Raw genomic sequence first — 15,736 nt, 5'->3', positions numbered from 1 at the left:
TGTCCGACACTCCGACGCCCGACACGAGGAGTCACACCATGTCCACGACGCCGCCGACCGGGCCCTGGGCGGGGGCCGATTTCCAGGAGCCGCCGCGGACTCCCGGCGGGGTGGCCCTGTGCGGGGCGTGCCGCGCCGCCGGTTCCTGCCGGTTGGGAGTGGAGCAGGAGCGGCTCGACGAGGAGGGGGCGGCGCGGTTCGAGCTGTCCTGCCCGCGAGACCAGGAGGGCGGGCCCGATGTGGCGCACGGCGGCTGGACCGCGGCCGTACTGGACGACTGCCTCGGCCATCTGCCGCTGCTGCACCGGGTGTTGAGCGTGACGGCGGAACTGACCGTGAGCTTCGTGAAGCCGGTGCCGGTGCAGCGGCCGCTGGAGGTCCGGGCCTGGGTGGAGAAGCGGGAGGGCAGGCGCTGGTACATCGCGGGCGAGATGGTGCTGCTGCCGACGCGGGCCGTGCTGGCCCGGGCCTCCGGGATCTGGGTGACCCGGGACCAGGGCCACTTCGCACGGCACCAGGAGTGGCTGGCCGGTCAGGACGGCGGGGCTCAGTAGGCACGGCCGGCAGGCCGGGGGGCGGAGCTCAGAAGGGACAGCCGGCAGGCCGGGGAGGCGGAGCTCAGAAGGGACAGCCGGCAGGCGGGCGTGGCTGGGCTCAGTAGGACCTGAGCCCCATGCTGCGGGCTATGCCGTTACGCTGGATCTGACTCGTGCCCCCGGAGATCGTGGCGACGATCGACTCCCGGTACCGGAAGCTCATCACGCTCTCCGTCGAGAACCCGTGACCGGCGCAGACCTGCATCCCGAGCCGGGCGGCTGCCACGTAGGTCTCCGAGCCTTTCAGCTTCGCCATCGACCCTTCACGTGTGCAGGGCTTGCCCTGGGCGAGCAGCCAGGCAGCCCGGTAGGCGAGCAACCGGGCTGAGTCGATCTCGGTCTGAAGGTCGGCCATGGCGTGTGCGAGGGCTTGGAAGTTGCCGATCGGCCGGCCGAAGGCGTGTCGGTTGCGGGCGTAGTCGAGCATCTCGTCGAGCGTGGCCTGCGCGGCGCCCAGATAGCCCCCACTGATGATCACCTTCTCCAACTCGATGTTGGAGAGCATCACCTTCCAGCCCTCGTCGCGCGGGCCGACGAGATTCTCCTTCGGCACCAGGGCGTCGTTGAAGAAGACCTCGTTGGTGCCCAGGATGTGCCGGGCCAGCGTCGGTGTCCGGCGCACCTCGACGCCCGCGGTCGTGGGATCGACGAGCAGCAGGCTGATGCCGCCGTGCTTGGGCTCGCGGGGCCCGGTCCGCACGTACGTGGCGATGGTCGTGTCGGGCAGGCCGCCACCCGTGCACCAGGCCTTCTGACCGCGAACGAGGAAGTCGTCCCCGTGGTCCTCGGCGGTGGTGCGCAACGCCGCGGCGTCGGAACCGCTGTCCGGCTCACTGAGGCCCACGGCGAGCCGGTGGCGGCCCGTCATCACCTGCTCGCGGACGAAGTCGCGCTGCGCCTCGCTGCCCCACCGGAACACCGTGATGCCGGGGATGAGCACCCCGATGTAGCACATGGCCACGTCGAAGCTGGCCCGACCCAGCTCCTCGGCGATCAGGATGAGCTCCAGCGGGCCGCCACCGTCACCGCCCTCGTCCTCGGCGAACGGGAGCGAGAACCACCCCAGCTCGGCCATACCGCGAAACAGCTCGGGCGGTACGACCCCCTCCTCGTCCCACTGCTTGGCCTTCTCGGCCGGGCACACGTCGGCGACGAACTTCCGAGCCGTCGCACGCAACAGGTCCTGCTCATCGGTCAGCCCGAAGTCCACGGCCACTCCTCGCCAACGCTAGGCTATTCATCTATCTAATTGTTCTATGTTAGCGGATAGAGGGCGGGGCGACAGTACCGCCACACGAACGCTCCTCGCTCGTGTTCGCGCCTTGCCCGAGGACACCACCGCGCAGGGGGCTCGCCGCGCGAGGTGTCACGCCGGGACGCCTCCGGGCGGAGCGCTCAGCCAGCAGCACGGGGCCCCTGGTGTCGCTGTCTTCCGTGCCGATGTCCGGGCAGGCCAACTCTGTCGTGAAAGCCGGCCCCTGGGATCGGCGCCGGGCCGGGGAGGGGCCCGAAGCCACCGTGCTCGCGGACAGCTCGATTCGGCTACGCGTCGCGCCTGTGCAGCAGCAGGCTGCCGACCAGCAGCGCGGCCGCGGCCCACGTGGCGAGCACGCCCAGGCCGGCCCATGGCCCGATGGGCAGCTCGTGCAGATGGACGGTGGCTTGGATCGCGAGCCCGGCGGTCATGGGCGAGATCTGCTGGAGGTGGCGCTGCCACTCCGGGTCGTTGACCACCCGGGTGACGACCGGGAAGAGGTAGAGCAGCCCGAGCACGATCCCGATGGCGCTCGCCGCCTCCCGTACCGCGGTCGCCACGCCGAGGCCGAGCAGGGCGATCAGGACGAGGTAGAGAACCGAGCCCACGGCCGCGCGCAGGGTCGGGCCGTCGGCCAGGGAGAGCGGGGCATAGCCGTGCGCCTCGGTGAATCCGTTGCCGGGCAGGATGTAGCGGCCGACGAGGAGGGAGACCAGGACGGCAGCCGTCCCGGAGGCCAGGACGACCGTGGTGAGGACCGTTGCCTTGGCGGTAAGGACGGTGATCCGGTTCGGCACTGCCATGAGCGTGGTGCGGATCATCCCGGTGCCGTACTCGCCGCTGACGGCCAGCACCGCGAAGACGGCGATGACCGCCTGCCCGACGGTGACGCCGGTCAGGGCGAGCTTGACGGCATCCTGGCCGCACCCCGCGTCCGGGCACTTCACGGCCTTGGCAGTGCCGCAGCCGACGGCCACGGTCAGCGCGACGGCGAGCAGGAGCAACCTGCCCATTTCCTCTGCGGTGCGCAGCTTTGTCCACTCCGCGCGCAGGGCGCGGCCGAAGTCCCCTCGCCACGCGCCGTCCGCCGTGCTCGTGAGTCGTGCACCGCTCAGGAAACTCATACGTCCCTCCCGCGCAGCCGCACCACGGCCAGACCGAAGGCGAGCGCGGCGTATCCGCACAGCACGGCGAGGCCGGCCCAGGGCGCCAGCGGGTAGTAGCCGGTCGACGGTTCGTACACGCTGAGCACCTGTGCGTACTGCGGCAGGGTCTGCTGGATGGCGAAGCCGGCAGCCGGGGTCACCCGCAGCAGCCATTCCGAGACGCCCGGGGGCAGTACGCCGGAGGTGGCAAGCAGGAAGGGCAGCACGATCGACGCGATGACCAGGGCGACAGCCGTGCCGCTGCGCCGCAGCAGGGCACCGACGCCGAGAGCGAGCACGGCGGCGGCCGCGCAGAGCAGGCCGGTGCCGACCATGACGCGCACTTCGGTCGCCGACGTGGCGGGGAAGACATGGAAGCCCCTGCCGAGCGCGCTGCGTTCCCCGATGGGAACGGTGATCGCGGCGGCCACCAGGCCCATGGCGAACGCGACGGCGCCGGCCACCAGCGCCTTGGCACCAAGCACCCGGCCCCGCAGGGGAGTTGCCGCCATGGTCGTACGCAGCAGACCGCGCCGGTACTCGCCAGTGATGAACACCGTGCCCACGGCGATCACCACGATCAGCCCGGCGAAGGTGCCGACAAGGAAGTTCTCGACGGAGAAACCGACGCCCATGACGGGCCCGCCGACGACCGGTGCAATGTCACCGGCCCCGGTCACGGTGAACCCGCCGCCGTCGGTCTGGGTGAAGCCGCCCTTGGTGGTGTTCGTGTAGCTGCCGGAGGTGCCCGCGTCGCCGCCCACCTGTGTGCCGCTCCACGCCCCCTGGGACCAGTCGCCGGTGAGAGCGGGGCGGCCGAAGGTGCCGGTGGCCACGGCAGGGCTGAAGCCCGCGCCCGCCGCCGTGTCCTGCTTCGCCTCCGGTGACGTCGCGAAAAGCCCGGCCTGCACGGTGCGCGCAAGTCTCGGCAGCTTCGCATGGCCGACCTTGGTCCAGTGGGAGCCGTCGGTGGAGGTGGAACCGGTGAGACTGTCACCGGAGCGGACCAGGCGCAGCCAGCGCGGGGACTCCTGGGAGACCTTGCCGGAAGGGCCCGCCGTGTCGTGCGTGTAGTTGTACTGCATGCGTACGCCGTGGCCGCCGGTGGCAATGACCGCCGCGTACGGGGATCCCTGGGTGAGGCTTTCCTTCACGATGATCCCGGCCTTCGCCCAGGGCTGGGCGCCCTGGGCCGCCTTGCCGGTCCCGGTGTCGGCCACACCAGTCAGCGACCGCAGGGGAACGGTGAGGGCGCCGTCGCCGGTGAGCGTCTTGTGGATGAAGTAGAAGCTGTCGTTGACGGCCTCGCCGCCGGGGCCCTTCGGGTACGAGGCGGAGTCGGCGCCGCGACCGCCGGGGGCGGGGGCGGCCGTGCCGAGCAGGCCGACCACGATCGTCACCAGGAGCGCCCCCGCCATGGCGAGGACCCAGCCGCGTACCGTACGGAACTTCGTCCACTCGGCGTGCAGCGTCCTGAGGAACCCGCTCCGCTCAGCGCGCCTCGTGGCCGGGGGGCGAGGGGTGAGGGTGGCTGTCATCGCGTGGCCTCCCTCGCCGGGATGCCCCGGTACTCCACCGCGTCCCGGGTGAGCTCCATGTATGCCTCTTCGAGCGTCGCCCGATGCGTGGACACCTGGGAGAACGGCACCCCGTTCCGGGCGAGCAGGGCCACGATCTCCTCGTCGGGCAGGCCCGTGACGCCGAGGGTGTCGGGGCCGGTGGCGAGAACGGTGGCGCCCGCGCCGTGCAGGACCTGGGCGGCGCGCGGAGGCGCGGAGGTACGCAGGGTGACCCGGCCGCCGGATGCCTCGGCGAGCAGCTCGGACACGCTGGCGTCAGCGACGACCCGGCCGCGGCCGATCACCACGAGATGGTCCGCGGTGTCTTGGAGTTCGCTCATCAGGTGACTGGAGACCAGGACGGCGCGGCCCTGCCGGGCCAGCGACGACAGGAAGCCGCGCATCCACACGATGCCGTCGGGGTCGAGGCCGTTGAACGGCTCGTCCAGCATGACGACCGGCGGGTCACCGAGCAGCGCCGCCGCGATCCCCAGGCGCTGGCGCATGCCCAGCGAGAAGCCGCCGGCCTTGCGCCGGGCCGCCGTGCCCAGGCCAGCCTGATCGATGACCTCGTCCACGCGCCGGGCCGGCACGCCCTGTGAGTGGGCCAGCCACAGCAGGTGGTTACGGGCGGTGCGGCTCGGCTGCAGCGCGGAGGCGTCGAGCAGTGCCCCCAGATGCCGAAGCGGGCGACGCAGGGTACGGTATAGCACCCCGTCGACCAGGGCCTTTCCCTCCTCAGCCGCGTCAAGGCCCAGGATCACGCGCATGGTGGTGGACTTGCCCGCGCCGTTCGGGCCGACGAAGCCGGTCACCCGTCCGGGCCGCACGGTGAACGTCATTCCGTCCAGAGCCAGCTGTGGCCCGAAGCGTTTACGCAGACCGATGACCTCGATCGTCGCCTTCGTACTCTCATCGCTCATGGGCCCCACCCTGTGACGGATCGAGTTACAGGGACCGAACGGCCGCTGTCATCTCGCTGTTAGGCGCCTCGGCTTAGCCTGGCCTGGTACGTGTCCTGGTGCGGTGGTGAGAGGGGAGCATGCGGATGAAATGGGGTCCGCCCCGACGGCTCGCGGGCCTGACTGCCCGGCTCGGCCTGCGCCGTGGCACTGCCCGCACCCGCTTCACCGCCTTGTATGTGACGCTGTTCCTGCTGTCGGGAACGGCGCTCCTCGCCATCGCGGCCCTGGTGGCATCCGGAGGATCGAGGGTCAGCCAGACCGCCCCCGGCAGCGGCACCGATCAGCCCGCCGCGGCGGCACAGGCCCAGGGCCGCATCGACGAGCTGGAGCAGCAGTTGGCCCAGGCGCACGACACCCAGTCCCGGCAGATCCTGATCGGCTCCGCCATCGCCCTCGGCGTCATGGCGGTGCTCTCGGTCGGCCTCGGCTGGTTCGTCGCCGGCCGGGTGCTTCGCCCGTTGCGCGTGATGACAGCGGCCACCCGCCGGATCACCGCCGACAGCCTGCACGAACGCCTGGCCATCCGCGGCCCCGGCGACGAGGTGAAGGACCTCGCCGACACCATCGACGACCTCCTCGGCCGCCTGGAGGGCTCCTTCGACGCCCAGCGCCTCTTCGTCGCCAACGCCTCCCACGAGCTGCGCACCCCGCTCACCACGATGCGGGCCTCCCTGGACGTGGCCCTCGCCAAGCCGGGCCCGGTACCCGAGACCACGGCCACGCTGGCCGCCCGGATGCGCGCCGAACTCGACCGGGTGGACCGGCTGCTGGAGAGCCTCCTCGTCCTGGCCCGCACTCAGCACGGCGAGTTCACCGACTGGGCGCGCCTCGCCCTCGGCCAACTCGCGCTGACCGCCCTGAGCGGACGGGCAAAGGACATCGCGGCCAAGGGTCTGACCGTGCGTGAAAACCGGATCGACGACTCCGCGTGGGTGTGGGGAAGTGAGACGCTGCTGCGCCGCGTGGCCGACAACGTGGTCGACAACGCGATCGCGCACAACGACCCTGGGGGCTGGATCAGGGTCGTGGTACGGGCCGAAGGAGACGACGCAGGCGCAGTGTCCCTCGTCGTCGAGTCCAGCGGGCCGGTCCTCGACCAGCGGCGGGTGGCGGACCTCGCGCAGCCCTTCCGCCGTCTTGGCGCCGACCGGACCGGCACCGGCCAGGGCAGCGGCCTCGGCCTCTCCATCGTCGCGGCCATCACTCAGGCCCACCACGGCACCCTGGACCTGCGCGCCTGCCCCGACGGCGGCCTGCGCGTCACCATCACCCTCCCCCGTAAGGACGGCAGGGCGACGGCGAAAGTTCCCAACACAGAGACGGGCGTGGCGCGTTGAGAGTCCTGGTGGTCGAGGACGCCCGCCCCCTCGCCGAAGTCATTGCCGAGGGACTGCGCGACCAGGGCATGGCCGTGGACGTGGCCCACGACGGGCTCGACGCCGCGGCCAAGCTGGACGTCAACGCGTACGACGTCGTCGTGCTCGACCGCGACCTGCCCGGCATCCACGGCGACACCCTCTGCCAGATGATCACCGAGGGGGACGGCCGCGTGATGGTCCTGATGCTGACCGCCGCCGTTTCTCCCGGGGACCGCGTCAGCGGCCTGACCCTGGGCGCCGACGACTACCTCGCCAAGCCCTTCCACTTTCCCGAACTCGTCCTGCGCATCCGCGCCCTGGCCCGCCGCCGCCCCGCCGCCCGGTCCCGCACCCTGAGTGCGGCGGGCATCGAACTCGACCCGATGCGCCGCACCGCCGGCCGCGACGGCCACCAACTCGACCTCTCCGTCAAGGAATTCGCGGTACTCGAAGCCCTTCTACACGCGAGCCCCGCCTTCCTCAGCACGGAAAACCTCCTCGAACAGGTCTGGGACGAACACGCCGACCCGTTCACCAACACCGTCACGGTGACCATCAGCCGCCTGCGCCGCAAACTCGGCGACCCGCCGGTCATCGCCACCACACCCGGCGTGGGATATCGGATCATCGACACAGGCGCCCCACCCGACTGAGCAGCGGGCCGGGGCCGGCGGGCCGTGAGCGGAGGCCGTGCTCAGTGCACCAGACTCCGGTCATCTGTGCAGCCGACTTTGCGCGAGCAAGATCGACAACCGGCCGCCGGAGCCCGCCCGACCCCAGATCGGTTCTCAGAACCCGTTCTCACTCAAAAGCGGGACGGGCCCCCTTCTGAGACTTGCATTGTGCGAAGATCCGGGCCCATGGCGGACCCTCAGCAACCCTCGCCAACCGACCGATCGGACGCCGACGACGTCGAACAGCACGCCTGTCCGAAGTGTGACGCGCAGCCCGGCTCGCCGTGCCGCTCGCGCGGCGGCGCGGTCGCCACCGCCTACCACACCCGCCGCTTCACCCTGGTGCCCCGGCTGAAGAAGGCGCTGCGGGTGCCGACCCCGGCCGACCGCACCCCGGGCCGACCGTGGCGGCCGGGCACCCCGCCCCCGGTGCCGATCGACCCGGACCTGCCGAGCGCGGACATCCGCATCGGCTACGCCCGCTGCTGCCACCGCATCCTGGAGCTGTGCTAAACGACGAAGATCAATCTCAGCGCCAACCACGGTTCGATTGATCCCCGGAGCCGAAAGCCGGTAATCGACATCGCTGCACGAGATCGGCACTCTTGCGTGACTGCCTTCTTCGCGGCGACGGCGTGCACCACGCGATGCGCCGCATCGCCCGCCTGCACGACCTCAACGTCACCGGATTGGCGAACGAGGCGGCCCACGGCCGGTCCCGGGGTCACTTCATCTGTCGGCGGGCTTTTTTCACCTCGCCGTCGATGGCCCAGGCGTCGGCAACCGGTCCGAGGTGGCCGAGCTTGTCGGGATTGATCACCGAGCGGATGGTCTGGATCTGCCCGTCGAGCACGTCGAGGGCCAGGGCTTGGAGGACCTTGCCGTCCCCGTCTCGGAAAATGGCGCCGGGCTGGCCGTTGACCTCGTGCGGCTCGAACGTCACGTCGATCCGTGCCAGCAGCGGGAAAACGGAGGCCAGCAGCCGGGCCACGTTCTCGGCGCCGATGACGGCCCTGGCCAGCTGCGGGGCCTTGCCGCCGCCGTCCCCGACCATCTGCACGTCGGCGGCCAGCAGATCCCGCAGGCCGGCGACATCACCTTCGCGGAGGGCGTCGAAGAACCGCGTCGCCAGCTCCTGCCGCTCCTGACGGTCCGCTTCGAACCGCGGCCGCCCGGCCTCCATGTGCCGCCGCGCCCGTACCAGCAGCTGCCGGCACGCCGCCTCCGAACGCCCCACCGCCGAGGCGACGTCGTCGAACCCGAAACCGAACACCTCCCGCAGCACGAACACCGACCGCTCCAGCGGGCTCAGCCGCTCCAGAAGCAGCAGCGCCGCCATCGACACCGAGTCGGCCAGCTCCGCCGAGCGCGCCGGATCCTGATACGGATCACTCAGCAGTGGCTCGGGGAACCACGGGCCCACGTACTCCTCCCGCCGCACCCGCGCGGAGCGCAGCACGTCGATCGAGATCCGCGTCACCGTGGCGGACAGAAACGCCTTGACCGACGTGGGAAGGGTCGTCGAGCCATCGAAGCGCAGCCATGTCTCCTGCACCGCGTCCTCGGCCTCGCTCACGCTGCCCAGAATCCGGTAAGCGATCGAGAAAAGCAGTGGCCGCAGCTCCTCGAACTCGTCGACCTTGTTCACGCCGCATCCCCCTTGAGGTCTTCCCGCCCGGCCGTATCTCCCGGCGCGGGCCAGTTCTGGTGATCTTGCGGTCCGTCAGCGGGGCTGTGCAACGCCCCCCGCGCCGGGGTGACAGCGCCCCGAGCGACTCATGGATGGCCAAATCAGTGGAACTGCCCGACCTCGTAGTCGCCGGCCGGCTGCTGGGCGATGATGTTCAGCCGGTTCGCCGTGTTCATGAAAGAGACCAGGACCACCAGGGCGGTGAGCTGCTCCTCGTCGAAGTACTTTGCGGCACGCGCCCAGACCTCGTCGCTGACCCCGCCGGCCGCGTCCGCAACCCGGGTCCCCTGCTCCGCCAGCTCCAGCGCGGCACGCTCGGCCTCTGTGAAGACCGTGGCCTCTCGCCACGCCGTCACCAGGTTCAGCCGCACCGAGTTCTCGCCGGCCGCGGCGGCCTCCTTGGTGTGCATGTCGATGCAGACGGCGCAGCCGTTGATCTGGCTCACGCGCAGGGCCACGAGTTCCTGTGTCGCAGCCGCCAGCGGCGAGTCCTTGAGCGTCTTGCCCGCCGACATGAGGTGCTTGAGGGCTTTTGCGGCGGTCGGGCTGGCGAAGTAGTTCAGTCGCGCTTCCATGGTGTGCTCCTCCGTGCTCGTCGGTGGCTACACCCCCTGGGACGAGACAGCCCGACGACCTGTGACACGGACGCGTGTGATCCACGTCTCCCCGAACTCGGATGTTCGCAGATGTCACATGCGGGGGTGCTGTCTCGTCCCAGGGGAAGCAGGTAATCCTCGATCAAGGCGCTGATGATGAACCTCGCACTCTGGATCATCGCCGGACTGATGGCCGTCGTCTGCCTGACCGGCAGCTCCAAAATGTTCGTGCCCAAGGAGAAACTGGCCGCCATGGGCGGCACCGCCACCCGATGGGTCGAGGACTTCAGCCCCGGTGCTCTCAAAATCATCGGCGCCATCGAGCTCCTGGCCGCGGCGGGCGTGATCCTGCCCGCCGCGCTCCACATCGCACCGGTCCTGGTACCGCTGGCCGCCACCGGACTGGTGCTGCTGTTCACCGGCGCGCTGACCATGCGCCTCCGCCGTGGCGAGAGAGTCACGATCGCGGGCGACCTGGTCTACCTCGCCCTGTCGCGGCCCCACAAAAGCACATGCGGGCGGTCGCCCGGGTAGCGGACGAAGTCGCCTGCCGACAGGTCCACCGGAGCGTCCGCGGGGCCCACGCGCACCCGGCCGCTGATGACGTACAGGTGCTCCAGGGTGCCCACCGGGTGCGGTTCGGACGGCTTGCCCGCGCCCTCCAGGCCCCTGCTGATGCGCACCGGATAGTTCTCGATGACACCGGATCCGTAGACGTGGTCGGCCAGGGACAGGCCCCGCTGCTCTCGGAGAAGGCGCACATTGCGCGCCACCACGGCGTTTCCTTCGGACACGGCACCACTGTAAGCGCAGGCAGGAAAGCGGCCGACGCCAGTCAGGTCGGCTTACGGGCACGAATGAAGAACAGGGGGCGACAGGAAGGTCCCAGCAAACCGTGCAGCCAGAACGCCGGTGCGTGCCGCTGATCCCCCGCAGAGCCTCCCATAGCACGGTGCGATGGGCAGCCGGCTGGCATCGCGTCCTCCCAACGCGTGACAGTGCCGTCGCATGATGTCCGTGCCTTGCCGGCGGCAGGAGCCGACACGATCGAGGCGGCCCCTGGTGGGCCAGTGCATCAGGGGTACCCGTCGGCGGGTGAGGCTGATCGGCCGCAGGCCAGGAATGCCGCACAGGCCGTGGTTTTCGTGGTGAAAGGGTGGTGTGGATCAGCTCGTGGTGGCGAACAGCAGCGGCGACCGGGTGGGCGTGTTCACCGGCTCCTGCGCCTGACGGCCATCCGGCGTGCCGTCACTGTCCCCGGCTGGGCCCGCATGTGCGGGGGAACGAGGAAACGGGGCCGGTTGAACCAGATGATCGACAGCGTCAGGCCGACGCCCGTCAGGACGGACACGATCAGCGCGAGGATCAGCACTCCCTCCCACGTCGGGAGAGCCGACCTGTCGCCGGGAAGCGACATGACGGCGGCCATCGTCACCCCCATGACGTAGTGGACAGCCCCCATGACGCCGAACGCCCGCTCCAACCCGGTCTTGAAGTCGTCCGGAGCCAGCATGAAGCGCATCCGGTGGGCGTACGAGTACCCCTCACGCCGGCTCCGCCCGGCGAATCGAAGGAACAGGGTCCCTCCCACCGCGCAGTACGCGAGCCCGAGCCAGTCCACAACGTTCATCGGGGCCTCACCAGTGGAAGATGTCGGACACGGTCCCGATGCCCTTGTTGAGGACGTCGTCACCCACGTAGGCGATGCCGGCTCCGATCACCGCGCCGGCCACGACACCTACCGGGCCTGCCCAGACGCCCAGCTCGGCTCCCGTCTCACCGCCCACCAACATAGCTCCCAGGCCGCCCCCGACAGAACCGCTGAAAGTGGCTGGGAGGCCGCGCGGTACACCTTGTTCAGCAGGGGCCCTGGGACAGGCCGCGGGCGGCGGGGATGAGCGAGGTCGCCACTCCGGCACCGATGTCGGTGAGGTTGGCGGCGGTGCATCGGGAGCCGGTGCAGTACGGCGAGATGTACCACGGCACCCCTCCGTTCTGGGCCGCTGGAGCTGTGGCTGCCGCAGGGGTCGATCAGGACGTAGTCGCAGCCGTTGCCGGGGATGCCGCGGGCGGGGGCGTAGGAGGTCTTGCCGACGCCGTTGGAGTTGATGGGGTAGCCGCCGCCACCGCCTGAGCTGCCGCCGCCACCGGAGTTGCCCCCGCCGCCACCGCCACCGCCGCTGGTGACGTGCCCGCCATGGCCGTCCGTCTCGGCGACGCACCTCTCCACCTCGGCGACCGTGCCGTTGCAGGTGGTGTCGGGGTCGTAGAGACGCTTGCCGGTGGGGTCGCTGTTGGTGACCGGGTCGTCGTCGGCGTAGCTTAAGCCGTTGAGCTCATGCGGGCTGGTGGCCTCGAACAGCGGGTCGAGGCTGACGAACCGGCCGAGCACGGGATCGTACTGGAAGGTCGAGTCGGCCAGGGCTCCGGCCGAGCGAGCGGCATGGTGGGGCACCCGCTCGGCCGGTGGCTCGGCACGCGTGCACGGCCGACCGGGGGGTCAATCGCCCACACGGCCGTGACCTGCCACTCCGCCTGATCAGAGGACGTCGAGTCAGCCCTGGAGGCTCCGGGGCCGGGTTGTGGTCATGGTGCCTCCTGGGAGGTGTGGTCGAGCGGCAGCCTGCTCACGTGTCCGGCCGACTCGAGGCAGACCGGTACCTCGTGCAGGGCGAGGACGACGGTGGTGTCGGGCAGGTTCGCGAGGATGCCGAGTACATGTCGGGCGGTCCGCTCGTCCAGGCCCGTGGTCGGTTCGTCGACGATCAGGACGTGCGGGTGGCGGGCCAGGGCCCGGCCCAGGTAGACCCGGCGGAGCTCCCCGCCGGAGAGCTGCCTCCCGCCGGGGCCGACGGGGGTTGCGGCGGTGAGTCCGCTGTCGCTCAGCCGTAGTTGGGCGAGGCGTTCGCCGATCTCGTCGTCGGTCAGGGTCGGGTCGGCGAGGCGCCAGTTGGATCCGAGCGTGCCGGTGAAGAGATGGTCGTCGGCGGCGACGGCCACGACGGCGGGCCGGTCCTCGCCGCCTTCGGTTGCTTGCCGCAGCGACGAGGCGAGTGCTCGGAGCAGCGTGCTCTTGCCGCTGCCGGAGCGGCCGGTGACGACGAGCATCCCGCCTCGGGCCACGGTGGCGCCGAGGACGCGCCCCGGCCGAAGGGCCATCGGCGGAAGGCGGTAGTCGGCGAAGCCGATGCCCTGCTCGGTGGACCATGACCGTATCCCCGCAACGGTGGGGTCTCTCGCGGTGAGCGGCACACCTGTCGTGAGCCTGCGGTGGGCGGCCTTCGCGGTGGCTCGGGCTTCGGCGGCGGGCGCCAGCTGTTCGGCCTGGGCCAGCACGCCGAGGGACAGCAGGGCGACGAACACGAACGTGGGGGCGTCCGGTGCGCCGCCGGTGGCGGCCGTGGCGGTCAGCGTGGCCGTGCCGATCAGACCGACGGTCAGCGTGGTCCGGTGCCTGCGCCGGCCGGCCGCTTCCCGCGCGGTGTCGAGTCGCGTGAGCCTCGCCGTCGTACGCGCCGCGAGCTGCTCGGCGGCGCCTAGTGATGCCATCTCCGTCCATGCGTCGACGGCGGTGACGAGTTCGGCGCGCAGGGCCTTGCGGGTGTGCTGCTCGGCTTCGCGGGCGTTGCCGGGCGCACGGTGGGCGGTCACCGCCATGAGGACGACTCCGGCCGCGAGTACGGCCGCCGGCACGACGGACGCGGACGCCGCTACGGCGAGCACGGCGCCGGCGGTCAGCGCGGCGGTGACGGCGACGGGGGTCGTGGACTCGATCAGTGCCATTCCGGCGCTGTCGGCGTCGGCCATGCTGCGGTCGAGCAGTTCACCCGACCACAGGCCGTCCGCCTGTGCCCGGCCGGTGGCCGCGGCCCGGCCGAAGAGACCGGCCCGAGCCGTCGCAACCCGCCGTAGGGCGGCCGCGTGCAGCACCAGACGCTTGCCGTGGTTCCCGGCGACGCGGGCCAGGGCGAAGGCACGCACACCGCCACTGGGGGCGACGTAGGAGAAGGAGCTGAAGGTGGCCGCCCCGGCGACGGCGCAGGTGCTGATGAACCAGCCCGACAGACCGAGCAGTCCGGCTGAGGACAGTTCGGCGAGGACCGCCAGCGCCAGCCCGCCGGCCGCAACCCAACTCCTACGCCGGCCATGGGGGTTCGGGCGACGACTGCTGCTGCTCATCGCGCGATCACCGGCCTCGCGTCGTGCAGAACGCCGTCGTCGAGCGCGAGCACCGTGTCGGCCGCGGCGGCCAGTGGGAAGGAGTGGGTGGCGATGACGACGGTGCAACCGTCGGTGGCTCTCCGCAGGGCCTCGACGACCTCGCGTTCGCTGTCCGCGTCGAGGTGGGCGGTCGGCTCGTCGAGCAGCCAGAGCCGGGCTCCGCGCAGAAAGGCGCGGGCGATGGCTATCCGGCGGGCTTCACCGGTCGACAAACCCCAACCGCCTTCGCCGAGACGGGTGTCGAGTCCCGCGGGGAGGCCCTCGATCACGGCGCTCAGCCCGGCGGCGTCGACGGCCCGCCGCATCTCCTGCTCGGTGGCGGCCGGGTGGCCGAGGCGGATGTTGTCGCGGACGGTCGCGTCGAGGAGCACGGTCTGCTGTCCGACCCAGGCGCATCCGCCGAGAGCCGGCCTCTGTCGTACGGACGTGGTCTGCCACCGGACCTCTCCGGCGGACGGTCGGCGCAGGCCGGCGATCAGCGACAACAGTGTGCTCTTTCCGGAACCGGAGGCACCGGTGATCGCGGTCCAGGTGCCCGGCGCGAACTCGGCGTCGGCTTGGAGGGTGTCGTGGTCAGCGCCGCCGTAACGGAACCGGACCGCTGTCAGCGACACACCGACCGCCTCGGCCCATTGCGGACCGGTCGCCCGGGTCGCCTCGGAGGGGGTGTCCTTGACGATGTCCCGGATGGCTGCGGCCGCGATCACGGCGCGTTCCCGCTGATGGAAGGCGGCGGCCCTGGCGCGCATCGGGGCGAAGTACATCGGACACACCAGCAGCACCAGCAGACCAGTGAACAGATCGAGGCGTGGCGCGTGCGGAACCTGTACATAGCCGAGCAGCGACAGGCCGATGTAGGTGGCGTTCACCGCGATGGAGAACGTGATGACGAGGTCCATGATCATCCCGGACAGGAAGGCCCGGCGCAGCACGCTCATGGTCGCCTTGTTCAGCCGCTCGGCGGCCGTGGCCAGGGTTCGGCCGCGCCGCCCGACCGCGCCGAGCTCGCGCAGCGTCCGCATGCCGCGGAAACTGTCGAGCACTACGGCGTTCAGGTGCCGGGTGGCGGCCAGTTGACGGTCCGCGCCGTGCTGGGCGAACAGTCCCGCCAGGCGCATGTTGAGGGGCAGCAGCGCGGTGGTCAGGACGAGCACGATCGCGGCCGGCCAGTGCACCGCGGCCGTGACCGCCAGTACGGCGATCATCGACAGCGGTGCCGACCGGCTCAGGGGCGCGGTCTGCACATGGAAGTCGGCGACGTCGTCGGCCAGATCGACCATCGCCCACGCGGCCTCGGCCGGACCGGTCTCGCCGACCCGCCCGGCGGCCGGCAGCAGAGCCCCCGTCAGCTGCTGCCGCAGACCGGTCGCGACGGCACGCGCGCCCCGCGTCGCGAGCGTGCCGGCCGTCCAGCCGGCGCCCACCGCCAGCGCGCTCGTGACGGCGAAGGCCACCAGGCCCCATGTCTCGTGCGCCGCGGCCCGGTCAAGCACCGCCTGGGCCGCCCAGGCGAGGGCGCCCCAGCGGGCGATCGTGAACAGCGTCTGAAGCGTCTGAAGGCCACCTGACAGGCCGAACCAGTACCGTCCGGGCGCTGCGTACGCGGTGAGCCAGGCGTCGTCGTCCCGCCGCTTTCCGGCGGCATCCGGCTCAGCCGCCTCACACATCTCATTCGTC

Annotated in this window: 16 protein-coding genes; 5 read left to right on the top strand and 11 right to left on the bottom strand. The window is 71.1% G+C overall.

Annotated elements, in window-relative coordinates; translation table 11 throughout:
- The first annotated feature begins 38 nt into the window (after nucleotides 1-38).
- Nucleotides 39-554 (top strand): PaaI family thioesterase, encoded by a 516-nt coding sequence (locus tag ACIBVL_RS33160; RefSeq protein WP_399103029.1) that lies wholly within the window; start codon nucleotides 39-41, stop codon nucleotides 552-554.
- A 100-nt stretch (nucleotides 555-654) separates the two neighbouring features.
- Here the strand turns inward: ACIBVL_RS33160 and ACIBVL_RS33155 are convergent, their stop codons facing one another.
- The 4 genes from ACIBVL_RS33155 to ACIBVL_RS33140 form a co-directional block, all read right to left on the bottom strand.
- Nucleotides 655-1,806 carry an acyl-CoA dehydrogenase family protein gene (locus ACIBVL_RS33155; RefSeq protein WP_399103026.1) on the bottom strand — a complete coding sequence of 384 codons (1,152 nt, stop codon included), beginning with the start codon at nucleotides 1,804-1,806 and terminating at the stop codon, nucleotides 655-657.
- A 332-nt stretch (nucleotides 1,807-2,138) separates the two neighbouring features.
- The gene (locus ACIBVL_RS33150; protein ID WP_399103024.1) at nucleotides 2,139-2,975 is read right to left on the bottom strand and encodes an ABC transporter permease; all 837 of its coding nucleotides are present in this window, start codon (nucleotides 2,973-2,975) and stop codon (nucleotides 2,139-2,141) included.
- Complete coding sequence (locus tag ACIBVL_RS33145) at nucleotides 2,972-4,534, bottom strand: ABC transporter permease subunit (protein ID WP_399103021.1); 1,563 nt, start codon at nucleotides 4,532-4,534, stop codon at nucleotides 2,972-2,974. Before ACIBVL_RS33145 ends, ACIBVL_RS33150 begins: the two co-directional genes overlap by 4 nt.
- Nucleotides 4,531-5,478, bottom strand: a complete 948-nt coding sequence (locus ACIBVL_RS33140) for an ATP-binding cassette domain-containing protein (RefSeq protein ID WP_399103019.1) — start codon at nucleotides 5,476-5,478, stop codon at nucleotides 4,531-4,533. Before ACIBVL_RS33140 ends, ACIBVL_RS33145 begins: the two co-directional genes overlap by 4 nt.
- Before the next feature lie 125 nt (nucleotides 5,479-5,603).
- Between ACIBVL_RS33140 and ACIBVL_RS33135 the strand changes: the two genes are divergently transcribed.
- From ACIBVL_RS33135 to ACIBVL_RS33125, 3 genes are all read left to right on the top strand, one after another.
- Nucleotides 5,604-6,857: a sensor histidine kinase gene (locus tag ACIBVL_RS33135; protein WP_399103017.1), complete on the top strand. Its 1,254-nt coding sequence runs from the start codon at nucleotides 5,604-5,606 to the stop codon at nucleotides 6,855-6,857.
- Nucleotides 6,854-7,531, top strand: a complete 678-nt coding sequence (locus ACIBVL_RS33130) for a response regulator transcription factor (RefSeq protein WP_399103014.1) — start codon at nucleotides 6,854-6,856, stop codon at nucleotides 7,529-7,531. Before ACIBVL_RS33135 ends, ACIBVL_RS33130 begins: the two co-directional genes overlap by 4 nt.
- Nucleotides 7,532-7,738: 207 nt before the next feature.
- Nucleotides 7,739-8,065, top strand: coding sequence for a hypothetical protein (locus ACIBVL_RS33125; RefSeq protein WP_399103012.1), 327 nt, complete (start codon nucleotides 7,739-7,741; stop codon nucleotides 8,063-8,065).
- A gap of 211 nt (nucleotides 8,066-8,276) precedes the next feature.
- On the opposite strand, the gene ACIBVL_RS33120 is transcribed toward ACIBVL_RS33125, so the two are convergent.
- Together ACIBVL_RS33120 and ACIBVL_RS33115 are read right to left on the bottom strand one after the other, a co-directional pair.
- Entirely contained in the window at nucleotides 8,277-9,200 is a 924-nt protein-coding gene (locus ACIBVL_RS33120; protein WP_399103009.1) for an RNA polymerase sigma-70 factor, read from the bottom strand.
- A 143-nt stretch (nucleotides 9,201-9,343) separates the two neighbouring features.
- On the bottom strand, nucleotides 9,344-9,817 hold the full coding sequence (locus tag ACIBVL_RS33115; RefSeq protein WP_399103007.1) for a carboxymuconolactone decarboxylase family protein: 474 nt from the start codon (nucleotides 9,815-9,817) through the stop codon (nucleotides 9,344-9,346).
- Between the two features lie 177 nt (nucleotides 9,818-9,994).
- Between ACIBVL_RS33115 and ACIBVL_RS33110 the strand changes: the two genes are divergently transcribed.
- Complete coding sequence (locus ACIBVL_RS33110) at nucleotides 9,995-10,372, top strand: DoxX family protein (RefSeq protein ID WP_399103005.1); 378 nt, start codon at nucleotides 9,995-9,997, stop codon at nucleotides 10,370-10,372.
- On the opposite strand, the gene ACIBVL_RS33105 is transcribed toward ACIBVL_RS33110, so the two are convergent.
- The 5 genes from ACIBVL_RS33105 to ACIBVL_RS33085 form a co-directional block, all read right to left on the bottom strand.
- On the bottom strand, nucleotides 10,318-10,632 hold the full coding sequence (locus ACIBVL_RS33105; protein WP_399103003.1) for a cupin domain-containing protein: 315 nt from the start codon (nucleotides 10,630-10,632) through the stop codon (nucleotides 10,318-10,320). The genes ACIBVL_RS33110 and ACIBVL_RS33105 overlap by 55 nt on opposite strands.
- A gap of 416 nt (nucleotides 10,633-11,048) precedes the next feature.
- Nucleotides 11,049-11,468, bottom strand: a complete 420-nt coding sequence (locus ACIBVL_RS33100) for a hypothetical protein (protein ID WP_399103001.1) — start codon at nucleotides 11,466-11,468, stop codon at nucleotides 11,049-11,051.
- Between the two features lie 108 nt (nucleotides 11,469-11,576).
- Nucleotides 11,577-12,293: an RHS repeat-associated core domain-containing protein gene (locus tag ACIBVL_RS33095; protein ID WP_399102999.1), complete on the bottom strand. Its 717-nt coding sequence runs from the start codon at nucleotides 12,291-12,293 to the stop codon at nucleotides 11,577-11,579.
- A gap of 131 nt (nucleotides 12,294-12,424) precedes the next feature.
- On the bottom strand, nucleotides 12,425-14,017 hold the full coding sequence (locus tag ACIBVL_RS33090) for an ATP-binding cassette domain-containing protein (RefSeq protein WP_399102996.1): 1,593 nt from the start codon (nucleotides 14,015-14,017) through the stop codon (nucleotides 12,425-12,427).
- Nucleotides 14,014-15,726 carry an ABC transporter ATP-binding protein/permease gene (locus tag ACIBVL_RS33085; RefSeq protein ID WP_399102994.1) on the bottom strand — a complete coding sequence of 571 codons (1,713 nt, stop codon included), beginning with the start codon at nucleotides 15,724-15,726 and terminating at the stop codon, nucleotides 14,014-14,016. The genes ACIBVL_RS33090 and ACIBVL_RS33085 overlap by 4 nt, the downstream gene beginning before the upstream one ends.
- Nucleotides 15,727-15,736: the final 10 nt, after the last annotated feature.

The organism is Streptomyces sp. NPDC049687 (assembly GCF_044465285.1).
In the GTDB taxonomy this organism is placed as follows: Bacteria; Actinomycetota; Actinomycetes; order Streptomycetales; family Streptomycetaceae; genus Streptomyces.
This window is presented reverse-complemented; position numbering and strand designations above follow the sequence as displayed.